This window comes from Chryseolinea serpens, from assembly GCF_900129725.1.
Taxonomy (GTDB): Bacteria; Bacteroidota; Bacteroidia; order Cytophagales; family Cyclobacteriaceae; genus Chryseolinea; species Chryseolinea serpens.
On sequence record NZ_FQWQ01000004.1, the window covers coordinates 405,266 to 428,572 of the forward strand.

At 52.7% G+C, this 23,307-nt stretch carries 15 protein-coding genes and 2 tRNA genes; 12 read left to right on the forward strand and 5 right to left on the reverse strand.

Annotation, left to right across the window (positions count from 1 at the left end; all coding sequences use genetic code 11):
- The first annotated feature begins 76 nt into the window (after positions 1–76).
- The gene (locus BUB30_RS26215) at positions 77–505 is read left to right on the forward strand and encodes a CBS domain-containing protein (RefSeq protein WP_073140490.1); all 429 of its coding nucleotides are present in this window, start codon (positions 77–79) and stop codon (positions 503–505) included.
- A gap of 86 nt (positions 506–591) precedes the next feature.
- Here BUB30_RS26215 and BUB30_RS26220 read toward each other — a convergent pair whose 3' ends face one another.
- Positions 592–1,188, reverse strand: a complete 597-nt coding sequence (locus tag BUB30_RS26220; protein WP_143165092.1) for a porin family protein — start codon at positions 1,186–1,188, stop codon at positions 592–594.
- A gap of 200 nt (positions 1,189–1,388) precedes the next feature.
- Positions 1,389–1,829: a peptidylprolyl isomerase gene (locus BUB30_RS26225; protein ID WP_073140495.1), complete on the reverse strand. Its 441-nt coding sequence runs from the start codon at positions 1,827–1,829 to the stop codon at positions 1,389–1,391.
- A gap of 81 nt (positions 1,830–1,910) precedes the next feature.
- On the opposite strand from BUB30_RS26225, the gene BUB30_RS26230 reads away from it, so the two are divergent.
- Positions 1,911–2,168, forward strand: a complete 258-nt coding sequence (locus BUB30_RS26230; protein WP_073140498.1) for a hypothetical protein — start codon at positions 1,911–1,913, stop codon at positions 2,166–2,168.
- A gap of 16 nt (positions 2,169–2,184) precedes the next feature.
- Complete coding sequence (locus tag BUB30_RS26235) at positions 2,185–3,036, forward strand: pirin family protein (RefSeq protein WP_073140501.1); 852 nt, start codon at positions 2,185–2,187, stop codon at positions 3,034–3,036.
- Positions 3,037–3,100: 64 nt separating this feature from the next.
- On the opposite strand, the gene BUB30_RS26240 is transcribed toward BUB30_RS26235, so the two are convergent.
- Positions 3,101–11,824, reverse strand: a complete 8,724-nt coding sequence (locus BUB30_RS26240) for a glycoside hydrolase family 94 protein (protein ID WP_073140504.1) — start codon at positions 11,822–11,824, stop codon at positions 3,101–3,103.
- Between the two features lie 83 nt (positions 11,825–11,907).
- Positions 11,908–12,243 (reverse strand): response regulator, encoded by a 336-nt coding sequence (locus BUB30_RS26245; protein WP_073140508.1) that lies wholly within the window; start codon positions 12,241–12,243, stop codon positions 11,908–11,910.
- A 309-nt stretch (positions 12,244–12,552) separates the two neighbouring features.
- Between BUB30_RS26245 and BUB30_RS26250 the strand changes: the two genes are divergently transcribed.
- The 7 genes from BUB30_RS26250 (at position 12,553) to BUB30_RS26280 (ending at position 17,804) form a co-directional block, all read left to right on the forward strand.
- Positions 12,553–12,641 (forward strand) — tRNA-Ser (locus tag BUB30_RS26250).
- 48 nt (positions 12,642–12,689) lie between these two features.
- Positions 12,690–13,037, forward strand: coding sequence for a four helix bundle protein (locus BUB30_RS26255; RefSeq protein WP_073140511.1), 348 nt, complete (start codon positions 12,690–12,692; stop codon positions 13,035–13,037).
- A 7-nt stretch (positions 13,038–13,044) separates the two neighbouring features.
- Positions 13,045–13,118 (forward strand) — tRNA-Arg (locus BUB30_RS26260).
- A 247-nt stretch (positions 13,119–13,365) separates the two neighbouring features.
- On the forward strand, positions 13,366–13,551 hold the full coding sequence (locus BUB30_RS26265) for a hypothetical protein (RefSeq protein ID WP_073140514.1): 186 nt from the start codon (positions 13,366–13,368) through the stop codon (positions 13,549–13,551).
- 8 nt (positions 13,552–13,559) lie between these two features.
- Positions 13,560–13,874: a hypothetical protein gene (locus BUB30_RS26270; protein ID WP_073140517.1), complete on the forward strand. Its 315-nt coding sequence runs from the start codon at positions 13,560–13,562 to the stop codon at positions 13,872–13,874.
- Complete coding sequence (locus tag BUB30_RS36010; protein ID WP_073140521.1) at positions 13,871–14,053, forward strand: phage integrase SAM-like domain-containing protein; 183 nt, start codon at positions 13,871–13,873, stop codon at positions 14,051–14,053. The genes BUB30_RS26270 and BUB30_RS36010 overlap by 4 nt, the downstream gene beginning before the upstream one ends.
- Before the next feature lie 232 nt (positions 14,054–14,285).
- A complete protein-coding gene (locus tag BUB30_RS26280; protein WP_073140523.1) occupies positions 14,286–17,804 on the forward strand; it encodes a VCBS repeat-containing protein in 3,519 nt (1,172 codons plus the stop codon).
- Between the two features lie 24 nt (positions 17,805–17,828).
- On the opposite strand, the gene BUB30_RS26285 is transcribed toward BUB30_RS26280, so the two are convergent.
- Positions 17,829–18,440: an RNA polymerase sigma factor gene (locus BUB30_RS26285; RefSeq protein ID WP_084138410.1), complete on the reverse strand. Its 612-nt coding sequence runs from the start codon at positions 18,438–18,440 to the stop codon at positions 17,829–17,831.
- 204 nt (positions 18,441–18,644) lie between these two features.
- Between BUB30_RS26285 and BUB30_RS26290 the strand changes: the two genes are divergently transcribed.
- The gene (locus tag BUB30_RS26290; protein WP_073140526.1) at positions 18,645–19,694 is read left to right on the forward strand and encodes a FecR family protein; all 1,050 of its coding nucleotides are present in this window, start codon (positions 18,645–18,647) and stop codon (positions 19,692–19,694) included.
- A gap of 41 nt (positions 19,695–19,735) precedes the next feature.
- Positions 19,736–23,290 carry a SusC/RagA family TonB-linked outer membrane protein gene (locus BUB30_RS26295; protein ID WP_073140529.1) on the forward strand — a complete coding sequence of 1,185 codons (3,555 nt, stop codon included), beginning with the start codon at positions 19,736–19,738 and terminating at the stop codon, positions 23,288–23,290.
- Positions 23,291–23,307 lie beyond the last annotated feature (17 nt).

Sequence of the window (23,307 nt, forward strand, 5' to 3'; positions counted from 1 at the left end):
TGTGGCTGCCAGCCGCGTGTGCTTTGGATTATTTCCCTAAAAAATTTATATTCAATCGATTGAATTAAAACAGCCTATGGGAAAAGTAAAAGACATTTTGCAAAACAAAGGACGGAACGTGTTTTCTGTTGACCCCGAAACGATGGTGTATAAAGCCATTGAACTGATGTGTGAAAAGAACATTGGTGGCCTCATGATCGTCGAGGGCGAAAGCCTCGTCGGCATTTTTACGGAACGGGATTATGCGCGCAAGCTCATCCTGAAAGGGAAGTCCTCCAAGGACACGCCCATCAAGGAGTTGATGACCCGCAAGCCCTTTACGGTAACCCCGGAAAATAGTATCGAAGATTGTATGAGCCTCATGACGGCCAAACACATTCGTCACTTGCCTGTGGAAGAAAACGGCGTATTGGTAGGGTTGATCTCTATCGGTGACGTTGTGAAGTTTGTGATCGAAGAACAAAAGAATATTATCGAACACCTGGAAGGTTATATCTCGCGTTAAGGGTTTGCGTTGATCACCTAAACCATCTTAACGAAAAAGGCCGCCTGATTTTTTCAGGCGGCCTTTTTTATGGATGCTAAAATGAATTAGAGACGGAAAGTAACACCGATGGCGGCGTCGCTCATGTCGTCCCAACCCGCTTCCAGGTAGGCTCCAAAGTTGTCTGTGAAATAATAGCGGCCACCTACTCTAACAGGCACCGTGATATTAGTATCGTCAAAATTGTCGTTGTAGCCATTGTTGTCGCTCGAAGCGTTTCTGACTCTCAGACCGAGACCTGCACCTGCATAGACATCCAACTGTTTCACCGGAATGAGTTTGTTAAAGTGGTAGTATCCCAGTACAGCCATGTGAAAAGCAAAAATCTTAACCTTTTCATTCGCTCCATTCTTGTATGAGCCGCCGGAGAGCGCTATTTGGCCCCCAATACCGACCTCATCCATGATGCCGTGTTCGTATTTTGCATAAACCACGGGCGAGCCGGAGCGACTCCAGCCAGCGTAAGTGTCCTGCACGGCTTTATTGGGAGCACCCAGTCCAAAGGATAAAATAGAATACCTTGCATCGAACGACCCACTGTTACGTGTTTTGTAAGGAGAATTATAGAAAGCCTTACCACTTTGTGCCTGGAGAGCACCTGCGGATAACATTCCAGCCAAAACCAAAAAGACTATTTTTTTCATGCGGTTGTAAAGTTTATTTAAGTTCAAATTCATGCAATTTTTGTACCCCAAAGGTATTTGTATAACGGAAATAAATCAAAAGCGGTTAGGGCTAACCAAAGCCATTTTCGGCGTCCTGGCCGATATTCAGACCGCTTCGACTTGCCGCACCTTGGGGAACAATCCCACGGTTGGTTAACAACGGTGGGGCCGGGAGGTTTTTAGGCTTCGTCCAGGATCACCACTTTATTCATAACGTCGCCCTGGCGGATGGCGTCGATCACATCGAGGCCCTCGTATACCTTGCCGAATAAGGTGTGGTTACGGTCCAGGTGCTTGGTGGTGTCGCGGGTATGGCAAATGAAGAATTGTGAGCCGCCCGTGTTGCGGCCGGCATGGGCCATGGAGATAACACCGCGATCGTGGTATTGGTTATCGCCAGTGAGTTCACAGTCAATCTTATAGCCCGGACCACCGTTGCCAATGCCATTGGGGCAGCCGCCCTGGATCATGAAATTGGGGATGACACGGTGGAAAATGAGGCCGTTATAGAAGCCCTTTTCAGCAAGGCTGATGAAGTTTTGAACAGTTTTCGGGGCGTCTTTCTCAAAGAACTTGAGCTTCAGGACGCCCTTGTTTGTATGGATTTCTGCGACTTTCATTGGATTTGTATTTAGGCCGCAATTTAATAGGAGATATTCATTTTGATAGCCGAAATTTGAAAATGACAGCGGCGTCCCCACATGATCAAGTGCGTATCCCATAAGAAAGTGTACCTCACCCAGGCTCTGGCCGAGGAAGCCCTCATCGATGCCCGCACCCGGTTTCAATACCGGAAACATCAGGGCCCTGTAGCGGTTTATAAATGCGAAGACTGTGGCTATTATCACCTCACATCCCAGGGCGACATGAACCCGCGTTTGGCGAGCGACCTGGCCGCGGGCAAGATCGACCTGCAAAAAGAGGCCAACCACTGGCTCGATAAATTAAAGAAACGCTAACCCCGGCTTCATCTTTATGAAACGCATACGCGAGATCCATACGGCGCCGTATTATCCCATCGCTGACCTGGTGACCTACACCGTGATGCCCTCGGGACATCTGGAGAACATCGACCCCTTCCTGTTTTTGAATCACCACGGGCACCAGGTCTATTCACCACACAACCACGGCCTGCCCTTTGGCCCACATCCGCACCGCGGCATGGAGACGGTGACGATCATCCTGGAGGGCGACATCTTGCACCGCGACTCCACCGGCCATGAAAGCGTGATCGAAGCCGGCGGCGTGCAGTGGATGACGGCTGGCAAAGGACTGCTGCATGCGGAAGTTTCGTCGGAGGAATTTAAACGCAACGGCGGGCCGCTCGAGATCCTGCAACTCTGGACCAATCTGCCCGCGCGACTAAAGATGACCGAGCCGCAATACATCGGCCTGCAAAAAGATAAAATCCCTGCCGTGGTGATGGACGATGGCAAAGTTACGGTGAACGTGATTGCCGGTGACTGGCAACATATTCCGGCCGCCTTTTCTACGTTGGTGCCGTTAGCATTGCGCACGGTTTTCTTCGAGCCCGGTGGGAAACTTACGGTGGATGTGGCGCATGGAGAAAATGTTTTGTTCTATGTGATCCGGGGCGAAATGTTGGTAAATGGGTCGGCGGCGCGGATGCATCAACTCGTGGAGTTCGAACGCGATGGGATGGGAGTGACGATGGAGGCCCAGGCGGACAGCATCGTTTTGTTCGGACACGCCATGCCCTTGAACGAGCCGGTGGTGGCGGAAGGGCCTTTTGTTATGAATACCGCGCAGGAGATCACCGAAGCGTATCGGGACTATCGGGATGGAAAGTTTGGTCGTTGGACATAATTTTTCACCTCCCACCTTCGCGAAACCTTTGGAGTCAAAGCATAAGGCTAAGGCTGCTTTCGCTTTATTTAGTCCTTTCGGTTAATACTAATTCTTCGGGGTGTGCTTCGCGGTGCCATTTTACTTTTACCTCGTGTTTTATTTTGTCATTCTTTAGCGTGATGATGTGGCTGGGCTGCAAGACACCGTCCAGTGTTACCGTTGCGTCGTTGCCGTCCTGGATGAGCTCGATGCTATAGTCTGTCTCTTCGTACCGGTAGTGGATCGTGAACGAATTCCATTCTTCGGGAACACAGGGCGTGAACGAGAGGCTGTCGCCTTCGCGCTTCAGGCCCAGGAACGATTCGATGATCAGTTGATACATCCAGCCCGCTGAGCCGGTGTACCAGGTCCATCCGCCGCGGCCGGTGTGGGGATAGACGCCATACACGTCGGCAGCCATGACATAGGGTTCCACTTTGTAGGTCGCCACATCTTCTTCCGATTTGCCGTGTTGGATGGGGTTGATCATGTTGAGCAATTCCCACGTGTGGGCACGGTCGCCCATTTTGGCGAAGGCCATGACCATCCAGATGGCGGCGTGGGTGTACTGGCCACCGTTTTCGCGGACGCCAGGCACATAGCCTTTGATATAGCCGGGATCCATCTCGCTCTTGTCGAACGGTGGCTCCAGCAATTGGATGAGCTTTTTGTTTTTGTTGATCAGGTATTGATCGACCGAGCGCATGGCGATCTGCGAACGCTCCGGTTGGCCGGCGCCCGACAAGATGGACCAGCTTTGCGCGATGGAGTCGATCTTGCACTCATCGTTCTGCGAGGAACCCAGCGGTGTGCCATCGTCGAAGTAGGCGCGGCGGTACCACTGACCATCCCACGCATTTTTCTGAACACACTTGCGCAGCATCTCGGCATTTTGACGACACGTCTCTGCGAAGTCATGGTCGCCTTGCGATTCGGCCAGGGGGATGAAGCGGTTCAGTACATCGAAGAGGAAAAATGCGAGCCACACGCTTTCGCCTTTTCCGTGGATGCCCACCATGTTCATGCCGTCGTTCCAATCGCCTGATCCCATGAAAGGCAGACCGTGTTTGCCATAGCGCAGTCCATGCTGGATGGCGCGCTTGCCGTGATCGTAGATGGACGCGCGGCGCTCGGAGGTGATGGGGAGATCATAATAGGACTCCTCCTGTGCATTGAGCTGTCGTCCTTCGATGAACGTGACGGAGTCGCGGAGGATGGAGACGTCGCCCGTGGTGGCCACATAGCGGCTGGTGACATACGGCAACCAGAGAAAGTCGTCGGAACAGAGTGTGCGCACGCCGCGGCCCACCGGTGGATGCCACCAATGTTGCGCATCGCCTTCAAGGAATTGACGTGAGGCGGCCAGCAGGATCTGGTCGCGTGTGAGGTGTGGTTCGGCATGGAGCAGCGCCAGAACATCTTGCAGCTGATCGCGGAAGCCGAAGGCACCACCCGATTGATAGAATCCACTGCGTCCCCAGAGACGACAGGACAAGACCTGGTAGACCAACCAACCGTTTGACAAGATGTTCAGCGATGCGTCGGGCGTTTCGATTTGAATCGCACTGAGGGTGTGATTCCAGAATTCCTTAACCTTTTTCAATTCGCTAGAGGCTGCGTCGCTGGCGCGGAAACGCCGGATGAGGTGTTCCACTTCCATGCGGTCTTTGCCTGCACCCATGCTGAAGATCACTTCACGCGAGGCTCCGGGTTCGAGGTCGAAAGGCACCTGCAGGGCCGTGCAAGGGTCGAGGCCAGCTCCGTATTTTCCGGAGAGTTTTGTGCGCCGCATCGCCTCGGGTCTTTTCAGGGAGCCATTGCGACCGATAAATTCTGTGCGGTCTGCGGTGAAGGTGTAGTGCGCTTCGTCCACGTCGAAGAAGGCTACGCGGTTGGGGAACTCGGTGTTGTAGGAATTTTTTATCAGCAGCGTTCCGGTGCGTGTCTCCAATTCCGAAACCATGTGCATGGCCGTACGCGGTCGCATGCTGCCCAACACCCACTCGGCATAGCCGGTGGCCGAGAGCTTGCGCGTTCGGCCGGAGGTGTTTTTGATCTTCAGAACGATAAATTTTATGGAGGCCTCTTGGGCCACATAAGTGATGGCTTCAGAAGCAATGCCATCATATGCATGCTCGAACACCGTGTATCCAAATCCATGACGGGTGGTATACACGCCGCCGTCGCCAGCAGGCTGAGGCATAGGCGACCAGAAGGCTCCCGAGTCTTCATCGCGCAAATAATAGGCTTCGCCGCTGAGGTCGCTCACCGGGTCGTTGTGCCATGGCGTGAGCCGGAACGCATTGGCGTTCTCGGACCAGGTATAGGATGGACCATTTTCGGTGACCACCGTGCCGAAGTTGGGGTTGCCAATGACGTTGATCCACGGAAGGGGTGTGGTCTTGTTGGCGCTGGAGTAGATGATGTACTCTTTGCCATCGGCCGAGAATCCGCCGCGGCCGTTGTAGAACTGCAGGTCGCTCCGGGCCGGCGTTTTATCGAGGACGGGTACCTGGTGCGACGGGAGCGTGGGCGCGATGACCGGTATGATCTGTTTGGTGATGATTCGTTTGTTGACCTGCTCTTCGAGCGAGCCGCGGCTGTCGGAGAGAATGACGCGGGCCACAGCCTGCAGCAGGATGCGGTCTTCGGCCGACACCTGGTCGACAGGACGCACGAAAATGCGTCCCGGTTTGTCGGATGTGTTGGTGCCTACTCCGGCGGCAATGAGGCCCTGGATCTGATCCTGCAACAACTGGCGATAACCGCTCGGATCTTCGTTAAGGATGACGAGATCGGCAGCCAATCCTTTGAGATGCCAATAGGCCTGCGCCTGGATGAGTTGTTTCACCAACGTGATGTTGGCACTGTCGGAAACATGGAGCAGCACGATGGGCAGATCTCCGGAGATGGAATACGCCCACAACGCAGATTGACCCCGCTGATTTTTTAACAGCATGCTGGGGCTGGCCCGCAACGCGGGATTGGTGTAGATGACGGAGCTGGCCAGACGGCCATAGAGCTCGGCCTCTTCTTCGGAGGCATTGATCTGGCGGAGCACGACCTGGCTATGCGTCCACGACAATTCGAAGGCGCGGTCGCGGAGGTGGCGATCCTGGTAGCGGTCGATCAATCCCTGCCCGCCCTCGCGCGAGTCGGCGATGCCCGTGATGATATCGACCATCACGGTTTCTTCGGGTTCGAGGCTGAGGCGGTATTGAACCGACACGATGGGATCGAGCACCGATCCTTGAGAACCCGACAATGGTTCGGGGTTGTCCATGATCTGCGGGTGCATGACGTTCCGGCCGCGGCCGATGAATTTATGCCGGTCGGTTTCATAAGACGTCGTGTGCGACTGCGCGGTATTCACCTTCATGAGATGGAACATCCACGGCGGCCGCTCGTCTTTTGATCGCGGACGACGCGTGCAGAGAATGGCGTGTTGATGCGAGAGAATTTCCGTCTGCACAAAAAGATTGCTGAAAGCCGGATGTGAGGCATCGGCAATCGCAAGGGCCAACACCACTTCGGAATAGCTGGTGAGCTCCAGGCGCCGCTCGGTTTTGGAGCGGTTGGTGAGATGGATGCGGCGGATCTCGATGTCGTCTTCGGGCGACACGATGATCTCGGTATAGGTCTCAATGTCTTCGTCGCGACGCCGGTATTCGACCCGCCCTTGCGAGAACACGGCGGTGTAGGCTTCAGCTTCTTTGGTGGTGGGTTGATGCGTGTTGGACCAGAACATGTTGGTCTTGAGGTCGCGGATGTAGCAGAACGATCCCCAAGTATCCATGACGGTATCTTCGCGCCACCGCGTCACGGCCGTTTCTTTCCAGCGGCTGTAGCCGCCGCCGGCATTGGTCATCATGACGTGATAGCGGCCGTTGGAAAGCAACTGCACTTCGGGTGTCGGCGTATGCGGCGTGTTGATGACGCGGATTTGCGAGTGCAGCGTGATGGGCGTGATGTCTTCCATTTCGGTGGAAGCCGAATAGTAGCCTGTAGCTTTGGGCACTTGTTCCTGCAGCAACAAAAGCGCGGTCTGAAATTCAGCATCAGCCTCGAATCTTTTTTGCATGGGTTGATCCAGGAGCAGGTAGGCCAGCGAAAGCAGGCTCATGCCCTGGTGATGGGCCATGAATGTTTGGATGACCACACGGGATTGGCCGCGCGGCAACCGGGCCGGTGTGTAGTCGACGGCCTCATAGAAACCGTATTTGCCTTCATAGCCTTCTCCCTGAAGTCGTCGCAGGTTGGTGTAGGCCGCGAGCGGATCGATCATCAGGGCCATGACGGTCGCGTAGGGAGCAATGACCAGGTCAAGTCCCAGGCCGCGTTTAAAGCCTAATCCAGGAACACCAAAGGCGCGGTACTGATAGGTGAGGCTGGCATCGACAATGTTGTAGCACGATTCGGAAATGCCCCAGGGCACGTCTTGTTGTTTGCCGTATTCGATCTGTTTGGCCACGGTGCCTTTGCAGGTCTCGTCCAGCAACGTGTTATCGTACGTGGGCATGACCAGCAGAGGCATAAGGTATTCGAACATGGACCCGCTCCAGGACAGCAGCACGGGAATGTTGTCGGCGCTGGTGAGGCGGCGGCCAAGAGCAAACCAGCTTTCCTGTGGCAACTTGCCCTGTGCAATGGCGACGAACACGCTAAGCCGCGCCTCACTGGCCAACAGGTCGTAGAAGCTGGCATCACGGTGGTTTTCGTCGGTGTTGTAGCCGATGGCCAGCAAGTGTTGCGACTTGTCGTAGAGGAACCCATACTCCATGTCGGCAAAGGCATAGCATTGGCGCGCCAGGTCGTGGATGATGGCGATGCGTTCGCGGGCGTGTTGGCTGGCGGTGAGCAGGACTTTCTCACAGTCCCTGGCCCATTGCTGTTCTTCGGCGTTGCCATTGGCGCGGAGCTCGTCGAGGGCTTCTTTCCAATCTTTTGGACAGCCGGCGACCTGCAACAGGGTAGGCGTTTTCTTTGGTGTGTCGGCGCCGAATTTCTCCGGCATCGGCCCAAGCGCCGTCCACGGTGCGAGAAGTGTGATCTCCTGGAGGATCCGGTCGACTTGTTCCTGGAAGGCATCCAGCCAGGTTTGAAGGTCGGGATCTTCGTCTTTGAGCAAGGCGGTGCGGATCGGTTGGAACTGCAACGTCAACGCTTCGAAATAGGCTTTTACGGCCGCCAGATTTGAAGTATCGAAGCGGTTCGTTTGTTTCCATTCGTTGATCAATTGTGCCAGCGCAGCGTTCCGCGTTTTGTCCATGGATGCGATGATGCGCAGCGTGTCGCAGAGCCCGTACCAGAGCTGGCGCGAGATGATGGGCTTCCGGGGAAGCTCCAGCAAACCCTGCCGAAGCGTGAGCAAATGCCCGGCGAAATTGCCGCTGTCGACGGTGGAGATGTAGCGCGGGTTCAGGGTGCGCAGCGATTGCGTGTCATACCAGTTATAGAAATGACCGAGATAGCGGTCGAGTTTGTCGAGCGTTTGAAATGTGTTGGTGACGCGCTCGAGCACATTGCCCGCTGTGATGTAGCCAAAGTCAAAAGCCGTGAGGTTGGCCAGCAGCGCCATGCCGATGTTGGTGGGCGATGTGCGATGGGCCACGACGGGTATGGGATATTGCTGGAAGTTGTCGGGTGGCAACCAGTTGTCGTCGGTGTTGACGAATTTTTCAAAGAACGACCACGTCTTGCGGGCCAGTTCGCGCAGGTAAAGTTTTTCCGCTTCTTCGATGGACGACCGCTTGGACGGCATGGGCTTGCCCAGCCACGACACCAGCGCCGGCGACACAAACCACACCGCGATGAGCGGCGAAGCAATCCATAAGGCTCCGGGATGATAGTACCACAAGAAAACCAGCAACGCCGCAGCTGCCAAAGGGGCGATCCACATCAGGCGCAACGCATCGGCCAGGCCTTCTTTCTTTTTCTGGACAAACCCCGAAGGATTCCATTCCAACAGTTTCCGCTGGCTGATATTGATTCTCCACAACGTGCGTACGATCGCGTCGAAACTCATCCATGCTTCGTAAGGCAAACAAGCGAGGGTGAACAGCGCTTGCAGAATATTTTTGTAGGTGGAACGCAAGGTGTTGTGGGCGTGTTGGGCAAACGTTATTTCCTCCGATTTGCGCATGCCGCTCCAGATGGACTGAAGAATAGGAGGGAGCATGACCAGCATAAAAACGCTGATGGTCCAAAACCAGGCGTCAGGCATGATGGTCCAGCCCAGCAGTAGCAAACCCACCAAGGCGATGGGCACAACACTGCGGCGGAGATTGTCAAAGATCTTCCACCGTGAGAGGGCGGAGATTGAGTTTTTTGTAAGTCCTTTTTTTGCAGCCGGAACAAACGGCAAAAACCAATTGGCGATCTGCCAATCGCCCCGGATCCACCGGTGGCGGCGCGTAGCGTCCATGCTGTAGCGCGACGGGTATTCTTCGTAGAACTGAACGTCGCTGGCAAACCCGCAGCGGACATAAGAACCTTCCAGTAAGTCGTGACTGAGGATGCGGTTTTCCGGGAAGCGATTGCTCAAGACCTTCTCAAACGCATCCACATTGTATATGCCTTTCCCGATAAAGGAACCTTCTTCAAACACATCCTGGTAAACATCGGACGTAACGCGGGTGTAAGGGTCGATGCCCGAATCGTTCTCGTGCATGCGCGTATAACGAGACCGTGTGGCCCCGTGGAGGCTGACGGCGATGCGCGGCTGGATGATGCCATAACCTTCGACGACGCGCCGTTTCTTCTCATTGTAGACCGCGTCGTTCAACGGGTGTGCCATCAGACCGGCCAGTTTCCAGGCGGCGTCGCGCGGCAGTTGCGTGTCGGTGTCGAGGGTGATGACGTACTTTATGTTGGGGAGATTGCGCTCGTCGCCCACGATGCGGGCAAAGCGTTCGCGGCCCTGGCCTTTTAGCAATTGGTTGAGTTCGCTCAGCTTGCCGCGCTTGCGTTCATAGCCCATCCAGGTCTTTTCTGTCGGGTTCCATTTCCGGGGCCGGTGAAAGAGGAAGAAGGCGTTGGGATTGGAGGCGGTGTATTTTAGATTGAGCGCAATGATACTTTTCTCTGCAAAATCCACCAGCGCCTTGTCGTCGGGCATCACTTCCACAGGAGCGTCCTTGAAATCGGTGAGCAAGGCAAAGATGAGGTTGGGATCGCGATTGGCCAGGAAGCGCACTTCCAGCTCCTCGACCAGTTTGGCCACCTGACCCTGGCTGGCCAGCAGTGTGGGCACGACCACCAGCGTGCCATGTTCCGACGGAATGCCCGTGGAGAAATCCATGCGTGGCAACGGCTTTGGTGTGATCCATACAGTAGCCCACCAGTTGACCAGCGCCAACGCCAGGTGGCTACTTCCCACCACGGCCAGCACGGCGGTCAAAATAAGCCACTCCCTGGACAAACCATCCAGCGCAGCCTTCCCTACAAAGCCGAAAGCGACGAGGCCAGTTAATACGATAGCCAGCAATACGTAGAAGCGATAGGCATTTTTTACAAAGAAATGCTCCAGTGTCTGTCCTATACTCGATCTCACCTTCGAGACATTTTCCGTTAGGAAAACGCCAGGCCCCACAAGGTAATAGCCCACATGACCTTTTCGCTTTTCGTCGGGCTCCTTCGAAGCGCTGCGCTTGGCGAGGTTGATCGCCGCACGGGCCACCTCATATTCCGACAAAGTACTGCGCTTGGCAATTTTCTCCACGGCATGCCGGTAATGATCGCGGGTAAGGAAATCCATTTTAGGATAGATGCCTCCATTGTCTTCGCGCAGCGTTTGCTCTACCACGCTCATGGTCTCTACGAACTCACGCCAATCCATCTTGGCGAGAAAGCGCAAGCTGTTGATGCTGTTGCTCATGGAAAGCTGATCGGCCGCCTGCGTCTGGTTCTCGGCCAGCACCATAAGGTTGATGTTGGTGGACTGTTCTGAAAGATGTTGCTCTAACCACGTCAGCGGAAGCGCCAGGTCAAGCCCCTTCCATTGTAACTTGCGCGTGAACTCTGCTACGAACGCGCTCACCATAGGAGGGTTGGAGCGGGCCATGTCGGCGATGATGAGCACAAGGTCTTTCGGATTTTCTTCGGCGGTTTGGATGACACGGTCGCCCCACAAAGTGGCCAGCGCGGCGTCGTTGCGGTCCAGCGCGATGCGGGCGGCAACGCGGCTGAGGTTTTCCAGCAAGGCCAGACGAAGCATGATGGGGATGGCCCAAAGCTCACCGATGGTGAGGAAAGTCAATTTCTGGTAGGCGGCGATAAAGCTGCTGAGACTGTGAATATCCACGCGACCGTCGCTGTGGGAGATGATCTGGATGGCGATGTCGTAGACGCGCGGGAAACCCGCAGACGTACCGTTGATGAGCCGCGGCAAGCCCTTGCTGTAGCCCTTGGGCAGATAGCGTTTGCCGATGCGGATTTGTTCTTCGATGAGGTAGAAGTTGTCCAGCAACCACTCGCCCGCGGGCGTGATGGCCTTTTTTTCGTGGACCGAGTCGTGCAGGAGGGAGGTGACGTGGAAGAGGATGGCCTCGTTCTCGGCCAGCCGCTTGAGCAAAAGCTCCGGACCCTGGTTTGTGCCCAGGGCATGCGTTGCGGCCAGGTGCTGAGCGTGTTGCTCCATCTGCTCGGTGCTGTAGAGCTCCGACCGCAGGGGAGGTTTTTCGTTTACATCCTCGCGGACAAAATTGTCTTTTTGAAAGCGTTGCAATAAGGGGGAAAGAATTTCATCAAGGGTTGCTTTCGCTTTCATGCGTATATCTAAAGTTTAAGTTTGACGGACATTCACGGCCACCATAAGACAAAAAGATCGTATCGATTACGGTGCCAGTTGTTCTAGCCGAACATTTTGGTGAGCTCTTCCCAGAGAACGGGCTTCTCCAGGATGCGAAAAGAAGAGGCGGATGTTTTGGGAACGTCCAGGGCACTGATAAGGTTCAGCTTCGTTTGGGGGTAGTTCACCAGGATGAACTCCGTTTTGCCCCAACCCAGGCCGTCAGGCAGGTTATTGTCTAAAAAAATATAATCCGGCTTTTGTTCTTCCAGCAATTTCATGCCTTCGGCAATGGTACGCGCTACGTACACATCGTATTTTTTCGGAGTAAAGAAATGTTTCATCAGGATGCCGAGATCCTCTTCATCATCGATGATCAGTACTTTTTTGTTTCTCATAAGCCATTCTCCCAGCCGAAGGGATATAAAAATCCTACCAAAAAAAGGATGGCAAAAAATGCCGCACCGGGCGCCGGACCGGACAAGGTGAGGAAGAATAGGGGCAAAACTGTGGAACTAATGCCCCTCGCAACCCCTTGTAGAGGTGGCTATTGGAGAGGCTTGGGGTGACTTTTCTTGGACGCCGGAAGGCTGGAATGCCTTTGCAGGGCCTGGAAACCGCAATTTTATTTGGCGGATTTTGCGATAGTTTACGGCCAACTTCTATATTTGCACTTCCTTTTTGAAAAAAGGCTGAAACTACACACTGGAGAGGTGGGTGAGTGGCTGAAACCAATAGTTTGCTAAACTGTCGTACGGGTTATTCTGTACCGGGGGTTCGAATCCCCCCCTCTCCGCAAGAATTGCAAGGCCGGGCCTGGCAGGTTGTATTTCCACTGGATTTTATGTTTGATTTTGAGAAGTTAGAAGTATACCAGATCGCCAAGGGGGTTGTTACCGATTCCCTGAAGATTATTTACTCCAACGCGGCGCTGGATACGTATATAAAAGAACAGTGGAAAAAGGCCAGCATGGACATCCTCCTGAACCTGGCCGAAGGCACGGGCCGCATGACCAATGCGGACAAAAAGCACTACATCACCATTTCCAGAAGCGCCGTCTTCGAATGCGTGACCATCCTGCAAATCCTCGGCGAGACCGGCGGCCTTCCCCTCACGGAAGCCCAAGGCCTCTACGAGCGCTACGAAAAGATCTCAAAGATGCTCCTGGGCATGTACCGGAGCCACGAGTAATAAAACTGGTCCGATAGCTCAACTGGATAGAGCATCAGCCTTCTAAGCTGACGGTTCGGGGTTCGAGTCCCTGTCGGATCACTTCTTCATCAATCAAATCATTCAAAAGCTCGAAATCTTGCTGATTTCGAGCTTTTTTATTTTTCAGAGAGTTCAATTTGTTCACATTTTATCAAATCTCTGGTGAGCAAATCGAGACCACGTAATTTCTGGTGAGCACTGCTCTCGATTGATCGTAAAATATGGATAACCAATATGTTCGATCGGTGAACATCTTGATCGCGCGTAACAACAATGGAGATTTACCACCATTAAACAGTTATCGCTTATGAACAAAACACTGAAAATCCTCGTCTATCTTAAGAAACGATCTGGCTATACGAATGGACCGTTACCGGTTTACTTGCGCGTCACGTTTGATAGTCAGCGCATGGAAGGAACGACGCAGCGCGAAATGGATGGGATGCTGTACGACAAATCGCAAAAGGTACTACCAATGATGCGCGTCAACTAAACAGCTTTTTGGATTCCCTTCGAAACCAGATTTACGAAGCACAAAGAGAGCTTCTGAATCGTGGTGAAGAAATTACCGCCTTAGCGTTGAAGAAGGTCATTTACGGTAGGGAAGAGGAGAACCGAACGACCTGCGAAGCTTTTGATTATACAATAACTCAAGTTAAGGAGCTCGTCGGACGAGAATATGCAATTGGTACACTGAGGAGATATAATGCCGCTTATGCAGCACTAAAGGCCTTCATAGTGTCTAAGTACAAGCTAAAGGATCTGCCGATGAAAGACCTTTTTTGCAGTTCATTGTTGAGTTCGAGTTCTTTTTGAAGTCGGTCCGCAAAGTTCAGCACAATACAGTAATGAGTATCATTAAGAAACTGAAAAGAGTGATACACTTGGCTCTGGCCAACGGGTGGATCGAAAAGAATCCGTTCGTAAATTATAGTATCAAGGTGCGCGAGACTAATCGTGGATTCCTTACCCGAACACGAGTTGCCTGCAATTAGAAATAAAGTGTTTCTTTCAGAGCGACTGAGTCAAATCCGACGATGTATAATGGCTCGGATGGTCAATTATATTCCCCGACTATGTTTCCAATCCACCCGGTTGACACTCTCCTGTATCGTAAGGAAATGGAATATTTTGAGTTTAGCCGGGAAAAAAGGGCCGATTAGTCCTCTGTGAAATGGGTGCCGTGTACAAAAGAATTGTTGCGGGACCCGGAAAAGGGAGGTATCTATGAAATTGGCTTTTCTGAATGCATGTGCGGGCATCGTTTTTACTTTCAGCGCCTGTGTGTCGCCGCAAGAAAAACCGCTTTTTGTCCAGCGATCTTCCGAAGAAACAGGCCTGACGTTTAACAATCTCATCGTCGAAACGGACAGCCTTAACGTCCTTTCGTTCGAATACATTTACAACGGCGGTGGCGTTGGGGTGGGCGATGTGAACAACGATGGCTTGCAAGACTTGTTCTTCACTGGCAACCTGGTGTCCTCCAAACTCTATCTCAACCAAGGGAATTTAAAATTCAAAGACGTCACGCTGCCGGCCGGTCTTGCTACAACCGCCTGGTGTACCGGCGTGGCCATGGTCGATATAAACCAGGACGGTCTTTTGGATATTTACATCTCAACGACGCATCCAAAAAGCAGTCAGCTCCCTCCCAATCTTTTGTACGTGAACAGGGGCATTGGCCCGGAGGGTGTACCAAGGTTTGAAGAGGTAGCCGCCAGGGTTGGATTGGGCGATCCCAACTACACGGTTCAATCCGCGTTTCTCGACTATGACCTCGATGGCGACCTGGACGTGTACCTGCTCACCAACTTTGTCGAGAACTACAACCGCAATACGCCTTACGGCCAGCACCACGACGGCCGGGGAAACAGTGTGGATAAATTATTTCGCAATGAAGGCATCACGGATGGTCTCCCCGTGTTCAAGGAAGTGTCGCGTGAAGCCGGTATACTTTCCGAAGGTTGGGGCCTGGGCGTTTTGGTGAACGATATCAACAAGGACGGCTATCCCGACATCTACGTCGCCAATGACTTTATCGCCAACGATCATCTCTACATCAACAACCGGAACGGAACATTCACCAACGCCATCGGAACGTATTTCAAACACCAGGAGCACGACGGCATGGGCGTGGACATTGCCGACATCAACAACGATGGTCTCAACGACGTGATGGTGGTGGACATGATGCCGGAAGATAATCTGCGCCAGAAGGCGATGTTCTCCAACATCGGCTACGATCGGTTTAATACCAACCTGCAACGCGGATACCAGACGCAGTATGTTCGAAATGTGCTACAGCTCAACAATGGCAACGGCACCTTTAGCGACATCGGCTACCTGGCCGGCGTGTATGCCACCGACTGGAGCTGGTCGTCGCTCCTGGCCGATGTCGACAACGACGGCTATCGCGATCTCTTTATCACCAATGGCTTTCGGAAAGACATCACCGATCTTGATTTTGTGACCTACAGCAAAGAAGCCAAGATGTTCGGCACCACCGAGATCAAGCTCAGGAAGACCTTAGAGGCTGTCAACGCGTTGGAAGGCGTGAGGAAGCCGAACTATCTTTTTAGGAACAACGGCAACCTTACGTTCACCAACCTTGCGCCCGTATGGGGAATGAAAGCACCATCCTATTCCACGGGGGCAGCCTATGCCGACCTTGATAATGACGGTGATCTTGACCTGGTGATGAACAACATTAACGACAAGGCATTCTTGTATGAAAATACATTGGAGACCTGGGAGAAAGGGCGTCATTATTTAAGGGTGAAGTTGAACGGCAACGCCGGCAATCCCGCCGGGCTGGGGGCTAAGCTATCCCTGCATGCTTCGGGCCTATCGCTCTATGCGGAACATGAAGGGCAGCGCGGGTATCAATCGACGGTGGATCCCGTGGAGCATTTCGGTCTTGGAGAAATTCAAACCATTGAGTGGGTGAAGGTGGTATGGCCGGGGGGAAAGAACGAAGTGATCCGGAATATTTCTGCCGATCAGACCATTACTTTGAAGGAGGTAAATGCGAAGATGCCCGGCGATCAAACGCCAGAAGAACCCAAGACGAAAACAACATTCACAGAGTGTCATGCGGCCTACAATCTTTTATTCAGACATGAGGAAACCGATTTTGTGGATTACAAACAAGGCCAACCGCTTTTGTTGCACAAACATTCTCAGGACGGACCGGCGCTTGCTGTTGGCGACTTGAACGGAGATGGGCTAGAGGATGTGATCTTGGGCGGCGCCGCCAGGCAACATGCTACCATTTTTGTGCAGCAAAAAAAAGGCGGCTTTCTTGCTGACTCTCTAATCACAAAGGTGGAGGAGGACATGGGGATTTTATTGGTCGATGTGGACCATGACCATGACCTCGATCTCTATTGCGTTAGCGGCAGTTCGGAACACGGTCTGAGAACAAAACTTTATCAAGACCGGCTTTACCGGAATAATGGCAAAGGCAATTTTACGCTGGACCCGACTGCGCTCCCGGAAACGACCAGCAGCGGCAGTTGTGTGACGGCCTGTGACTTTGACAAAGATGGCGACCTAGACCTCTTTGTAGGCGGCAGGATAATGCCCACACAATACCCACAAATCCCCCAAAGCTACATTTTACAAAATGACGGCAAGGGAAACTTTAAGGACGTGACGGAGCAATTGTGCTTACCGCTGCAACGCGCCGGCATGGTGACCGCGGCGCTGTGGACAGATTACAATAACGACGGTTGGATCGACCTGGCCTTGGTTGGAGAGTGGATGCCGGTATCTTTTTATAAGAACAACCAAGGCAAAGGATTTACAAAAATATTTGCTGCACACAAGGGCTGGTGGAACAGCATTACCGGCGGTGATGTCGACAACGATGGGGACACCGACTACGTGCTGGGCAATCTGGGACGCAACGCCCTGTTCCAGGCGTCGGATGAAGAACCGGTGAGCCTCTACGCCAAGGACTTCGATGGCAACGGCTCGATGGACCCGATCGTGACGCGATACATACAGGGAAAGGAATACCCCACACACTACCGGGAGTCGATGACCGAACAAATGGTGGGACTGCGCAGAAAGCTCACGCGATACGCGACGTATGGAAAAATGACCTTCAACGACCTGATGTCGCGCGAAAACCTGGACGACGCTATGATCTTTCACGGCACATGGCTTGCGTCGGCGTACCTGGAAAATACAGGAGACGGAACGTTCAAAATAGAAGCCTTGCCGGTGGAGGCGCAATGGTCGCCAATGTTAGGGGTGGCGTTGACCGATGTGAATGGCGATGGCAACCTGGACATGCTGGGTATAGGAAATTGTTATTCATCCGAAACCTTGACCGGCTTTTACGATGCGGGTATCGGCGTCTGCCTGTATGGCAATGGAGCAGGTGATTTCAAATCCAGTCCGCCCCAGACCAGCGGATTTTTTGTTGACAAGGATGCAAAAGCGTTGAGTGTGTTGCATCACGGTTCGGGCAAAGTGTTCTGGATAGCCGCGAATAATCGCGACAGCTTGCGCGTGTTCGAGCAAACGCCGCCGGCCTCCACGACGCTGTTGCGACCCGAACCGGATGACGCTTATGCGGAGATCATTTTCTCCAACGGCGAGAAGCAACGACACGAGTTTTACTTTGGAGACGGCTACCTGTCGCAAAGCAGCCGGAGCTTTTATTTGCCGGACAAGTCGGTGGAGGTTGTCATGGTAAAAGTGAACGGCAGTAAGCGGCGAATCATCACGCAGAAATAAATCGACCCGCGATCACGCGCCTTGCTAAAAAAACAGAGAAAAGACAGCCGGAGAAAACCTGCCTTTATTTTGCCGCAGTTTGGCGATGGCCAGGTGAATGAGGTTGTAGACGGTCTTGATCTTTAGTTCCATAATCACGGCGGCCTCTTCATAGGATAGTTCTTCGAAATACACCAGGAAGATGGCCTCCTTTTGCTTTGCTGTGAGCGTGTTCACCATTTGCTTGATCTTCTCCCGAATGTCGGAATTGATCTGCTGGCTGAGGTAATGCGCTTTATGGGAAAGTTCGATCTCGAAAGAATCCACTTCCGCCAGGGGCAGTCGCAAAAGCAAGGAGCGCTTGTATAGGATTTTTCTTCGCAGGGATTTATACAGGTAATACTTTACTTGCGACACTTCGCTCAATCCCTCTCGCTTGTTCCAGAACTCCACGAACAAATCCTGAATGCAATCCTCAACCAAACCCGCATCACGACTGATCTTCGATCCGTAGTTATAAAGGCTGTTGAAGTATTTAGTGTAGAAATAGCTGAGTGCTTTTTTGTCACCAGCCTTTAAATAATTCCAGATATCGGCTTCTTGTTTGGAAGAGAAGCTGTTGCTGGAAAGTTGGATATCGCGTGCGCTGAGGCTCACCGTGGACGGTTAGGAATTAACCAAAGATTGAAAATCAAATTGAATTTCGCAAACGGTTGCGTCTAAGGCGGCACGGATTTCTTCGATTTCCTATTAAAAAAAGTATCTCAAAAAAAAACCCTCTTGACCCGGGAAAAGTGCCCGGATAATTTCTCTTGGGTATGACTGGAGCATACTCCGGGGTTTTTACATTTTATACACAGCATGGATTATTCAAGGTATCAGGTCGAGGATTTTGTGACGGACGCGTTTTTTATCAAGTGGGTAAAATCGCCGGGCGAGGAACATCATGCCTTTTGGAATGCATGGCTGTCAAAGCATCCTGATGCCCGGGCGCGCGTGGAAGAAGCGCGTCAGATCGTTTTGCTTCTCGATATAAAAGAGGACGCACCTCCCGATGGAAAGTTTTTAGAGATATGGGAACGCATCAACCGTGAAGCCGCCGGTGCGGGCGAGCACCGGATACCCACCGAGCCGGCCATTCGCAAACATCTTATGCTCACCTGGTCCTACAGAATAGCCGCGTCGTTGTTGTTTGTGGCGCTGTTCGCCGGGAGCTACTATTATTATAGTCACCGGACCATCATCGTCGTGACGGCCTACGGCGAGTCGCGCACTTTATTTCTTCCCGACAGCACAAAGGTGACGTTGAATTCGAACTCACGCCTGCGCTACAGTGTCGCCGATTTTAGTAACCGGAAGAGAGCCGTATCGCTGCAGGGCGAGGCCTTCTTTGCAGTGCTACACAAGCGCAATCATCAAAACTTCCTCGTACACACCGGGCAACTGCACATCGAGGTGTTGGGAACAAAATTCGACGTGAACAGCCGTCGTGGCAAAACGCGCGTCGTGTTGCAGGAGGGAAAAGTGAGGCTCGACCTGGAGTCGGAGGGCAAAACGGCTGTGATCATGAAACCCGGCGACCTCGTAGAGTTTGCAAAATCGGACAAGGCGCCGGTCAAAAAGACGGTTGACCCGGACAATTACCTTTCCTGGAAAGACAACCGGCTCGTCTTTTCCAGCACATCGCTGATAGAGATCGCCCAGATGCTGGAAGACAACTACGGCTACAAAGTAATATTTGAAAATGAGGAAATCGCGAAACGAAAATTTACGGGTTCGTCATCCAGCGAAAACCTGGAGGAGTTGTTTCAGAAACTGTCGCTGGTCTTCGACGTGACCATTCAGAGGGAATCGAATACACTGATCATTCAGTATACAAAAGAAAACCCCAAACAGCTTTCACCGTCATGAAGAGCTGCCTGGGATTAATTAAATAAACCTAATCCTAAAGTATGAAAAACTTTTTACATGCATTGCCCAGGTTGTTGTTTTTGACAACAATTTTGGGATCGGTGTTACCGCCGCTTGCGTTTGGCCAGGAGTACGCCAGCAGGGTGGCTTCGTCTTCACAGCGACGGCCACGCCATCTTTCCGTAACCTTCGAAAGCAAATCCCTGAAGGAAATCTTGTTTTCGCTGGAAAATGTTTATCACGTCAGTTTCAACTACGACGACGATGTTTTGCGCGACGCTTATCTCAAGGAGAATTTTGTGTGGAACAAAAACGAAAAACTTGAAAGGATCCTGGATCGCTTGCTGGTCAATTTTCAGATGAGCTACAAGCGCATCGACAAAAGTAATTTTCTCATTTTGTCAAAGCGGGGTGAAGACAGCACCGAAAGTTCCAAAGGGGTTGTAAGCCCCACGGTAGGAAGCAACTTTCAACAGACCTACCTAACCCAGCGTCTCAATGAGCCGATGGCCTCCACGCGCACCACGATCGACTTCACCGTATCCGGCGTAATCACGTCCGACGATGGTGAAACCCTGCCGGGCGTGAACATCCTGTTGAAGGGCACCTCGAAAGGAACCACCTCGGACGCCAATGGACGTTACACCCTTATTCTTCCGGACGCGGAAGGCGTATTGGTGTTTTCGTTTATCGGTTACACTACCCGGGAGGAAGCCATTGGCAACCGCAGCACAATCGACATAAAAATGACGGCCGACACCAAAACCCTCAGCGAGGTGATCGTGGTTGGATATGGATCGCAGGAAAACAAAGATGTCACGGGCGCCGTTGGCGCGATCAACGGCACGAAGCTCGCTACGTCGGCTGTTCCGAGTGTGGACCAGGCGTTGCAGGGCAGAATGTCGGGCGTGTACGTAACGACCAACTCGGGTGAGCCTGGAGGTGGACTTTCTATGCGGGTCAGGGGTATGGGCGGCCTTGGCGTGAGCGAGCCCCTCTACGTCATCGACGGCGTGATCATCACCTACAACGCTTCGTCGAGCTATGGATACAAGGAGACCGCCAACAACCCGCTGGCTACCCTGAACATGGCCGACATTGAATCGATCAGTGTTTTGAAAGATGCTTCTGCCTCCGCCATCTACGGAGCCCGCGCCGGCAACGGTGTGGTGATCATTACCACAAAAAGAGGAAAATCCGGCGCGCCACGGTTGTCCTACGAAGGATATTACGGCGTACAGACCGTAGCCAAAACGTTGGATGTCATGGATGCGAGCGAGTATGCTTCCTACAGCAACGACGCCCGCACCGCTGCCGGCCTTGGAACAAACCTGAAGTTTGCCAATCCGGCGTCACTCGGAAAAGGCACCGACTGGCAGGACGCGATCTTCCGCTCAGCGCCCATCCAAAACCATCAGCTCTCCCTTTCCGGTGGTAGCGACAACAGTCAATATTATATCTCGGCAGGGTATATGAAGCAAGACGGTATCATCACCGGCTCGTCGTTTAGCCGTTATTCGTTGCGCCTGAACCTTGACAACAAGGTTACCAGCTGGCTAAAAATTGGAAACAGCCTTACCCTAAGCCGCTCCTTTAACCAATCTCTGACCAACAACAATGGCGATCGCTATGCTGGCATCGTAGCCCAGGCCTTGAGAAGATCCCCTACACTGGGCATTCGCAATGCCGACGGCAGTTGGGTGGGCCCGGACAATTCCGACCTGGCCTACGTGGGCGTCATCAACAACCCCGTGATGTTGGCAACGCTGAACAACGAACCAAACGAGCGCCTTCGTGCCCTTGAAAATTTTAACGTCGAGATCAAACTTCATAAAAACCTTACCTTCCAAACCAACCTGGGAGTGGATTATGTGCTCACCAACTACAACCGCTTCAAGCCAACGTTTGTGGAAGGCGCCCTGAGCAACAATAAACCGGAGGCCACCTCAACCAAGAGCACCTTGTCGAACCTGCTGGCCGAAAACACGCTCGCCTACAAAAATACGTTCAATGCTAAACACAAGCTGGAAGTATTGGGAGGCTACACCGCACAATTGTCGACCAGCGATGTCGTATCTGCGCTTTCGTTTTTTCAGTTGACGAACGATCTCACCACCATCGATGCCGGTTCGCCAAACCCCGATCGCCAGGCCAGCGGCAGCAAGAGCCAGACCAGCTACGTTTCGCTGCTGGGAAGAGTGAACTACGCTTTCGCTGACAAATATTTGCTGACCGCAAACATCCGTCGCGACGGGTCGTCGGTGTTCACCTCGCAAAATAAGTACGGCATCTTTCCTTCCTTCTCCGCAGGGTGGCGGATCTCGGAAGAAACATTTATGAAAGCAACGCCCATCAGCAATTTGAAGCTGCGGGCCAGTTGGGGACAAGTAGGGATCGACGGCAGCCTGGGCATCGGCACCGAATATGCCACCATCGGCTCCGGATACAAATACAATTTCGGCGGCAAAGTGGTGAATGGCATGACGGCCAATCGCGTGCCGAACACCAGCCTGAAGTGGGAAACCGTTACGCAAACCGACATCGGCATTGATTTGGGCCTGCTCGACAATCGATTGAATTTCACGGCCGATTATTTCATCAAGAATTATGGCGACATGATCACCGATAAAAGAATGCCGATCTATGCGGGCATGGTGAGCGATGCGTACTATACCAATCCCATCAGTCAACCCATCAACAGCGCGAACGTGCAGAACAAAGGCTTGGAACTGGCCTTGAACTATCAGAACCGCACGATGGGAGGTTTCTCCTACAGCGTTGAAGCAAACATGACCACATTCTCCAACAAAGTAATCAGTCTAACGGATGACATCATCGCTGGCAGCACAGGCAATAGTGATCCCGGTTTTCTGACCCGCACCACGCAAGGTCGTTCCATCGGTGAATTTTACGGATACGTAACCGACGGCATTTTCCACAACCAGGCTGAAGTCGATGCTGCCAATGCGCTGGACGGACAACCTACCTTGTATTATCAGAGTTCCGGTACCGCCCCTGGCGACATCAAGTACAAAGACCTTGACGGCGACAACCGGATCACCGACAAAGACCGCACCTATCTGGGCAGTCCCATTCCCAACTTTGCGTATGGCTTCAGTACCAATCTGGAGTACAAAGGATTCAGTCTGAACATGCTCTTCCAGGGGGTTCATGGGAACAAGATCGTGAACGTGAACCGCTACATCCTGGAGTCGAGCACCGATGGCGAAAACAAAGGGACGGCGATGGTGGGGCGTTGGACAGACGCGAATCCGAATAGCAACTTTCCCCGCGCCATATCCACCGATCCCAACAACAACGACCGGGCTTCCGATCGCTTTATCGAGAATGGCGCTTACTTGCGGTTAAAGAACATTCAGCTGGGCTACACGCTGCCCGGCAATGTCGCGGAGCGCATGCATCTTTCCAACATCAAAGTGTACCTATCAGCGCAAAATTTGTGGACCATTACCAAGTACAGCGGCTACAATCCCGACATCGGCGCCCAAACGCAAAACAACACCAGCTATGGAATCGATAACACCGTATATCCCAACAGTGTGACGTTCCTGGGAGGTATAAATATCGGGTTGTGACCAATGACCTCTAACTA

Excerpts from the sequence above, each read along its gene's own strand:
- BUB30_RS26220 (WP_143165092.1), bottom strand. The coding sequence starts at position 1,188 with ATGAAAAAAATAGTCTTTTTGGTTTTGGCTGGAATGTTATCCGCAGGT.
- BUB30_RS26215 (WP_073140490.1), top strand. The coding sequence starts at position 77 with ATGGGAAAAGTAAAAGACATTTTGCAAAACAAAGGACGGAACGTGTTT.
- BUB30_RS26290 (WP_073140526.1), top strand. The coding sequence starts at position 18,645 with ATGGATTATTCAAGGTATCAGGTCGAGGATTTTGTGACGGACGCGTTT.
- BUB30_RS26230 (WP_073140498.1), top strand. The coding sequence starts at position 1,911 with ATGATCAAGTGCGTATCCCATAAGAAAGTGTACCTCACCCAGGCTCTG.
- BUB30_RS26255 (WP_073140511.1), top strand. The coding sequence starts at position 12,690 with ATGTTTGATTTTGAGAAGTTAGAAGTATACCAGATCGCCAAGGGGGTT.
- BUB30_RS26265 (WP_073140514.1), top strand. The coding sequence starts at position 13,366 with ATGAACAAAACACTGAAAATCCTCGTCTATCTTAAGAAACGATCTGGC.
- BUB30_RS26280 (WP_073140523.1), top strand. The coding sequence starts at position 14,286 with ATGAAATTGGCTTTTCTGAATGCATGTGCGGGCATCGTTTTTACTTTC.
- BUB30_RS26225 (WP_073140495.1), bottom strand. The coding sequence starts at position 1,829 with ATGAAAGTCGCAGAAATCCATACAAACAAGGGCGTCCTGAAGCTCAAG.
- BUB30_RS26295 (WP_073140529.1), top strand. The coding sequence starts at position 19,736 with ATGAAAAACTTTTTACATGCATTGCCCAGGTTGTTGTTTTTGACAACA.
- BUB30_RS26235 (WP_073140501.1), top strand. The coding sequence starts at position 2,185 with ATGAAACGCATACGCGAGATCCATACGGCGCCGTATTATCCCATCGCT.
- BUB30_RS26240 (WP_073140504.1), bottom strand. The coding sequence starts at position 11,824 with ATGAAAGCGAAAGCAACCCTTGATGAAATTCTTTCCCCCTTATTGCAA.
- BUB30_RS26245 (WP_073140508.1), bottom strand. The coding sequence starts at position 12,243 with ATGAGAAACAAAAAAGTACTGATCATCGATGATGAAGAGGATCTCGGC.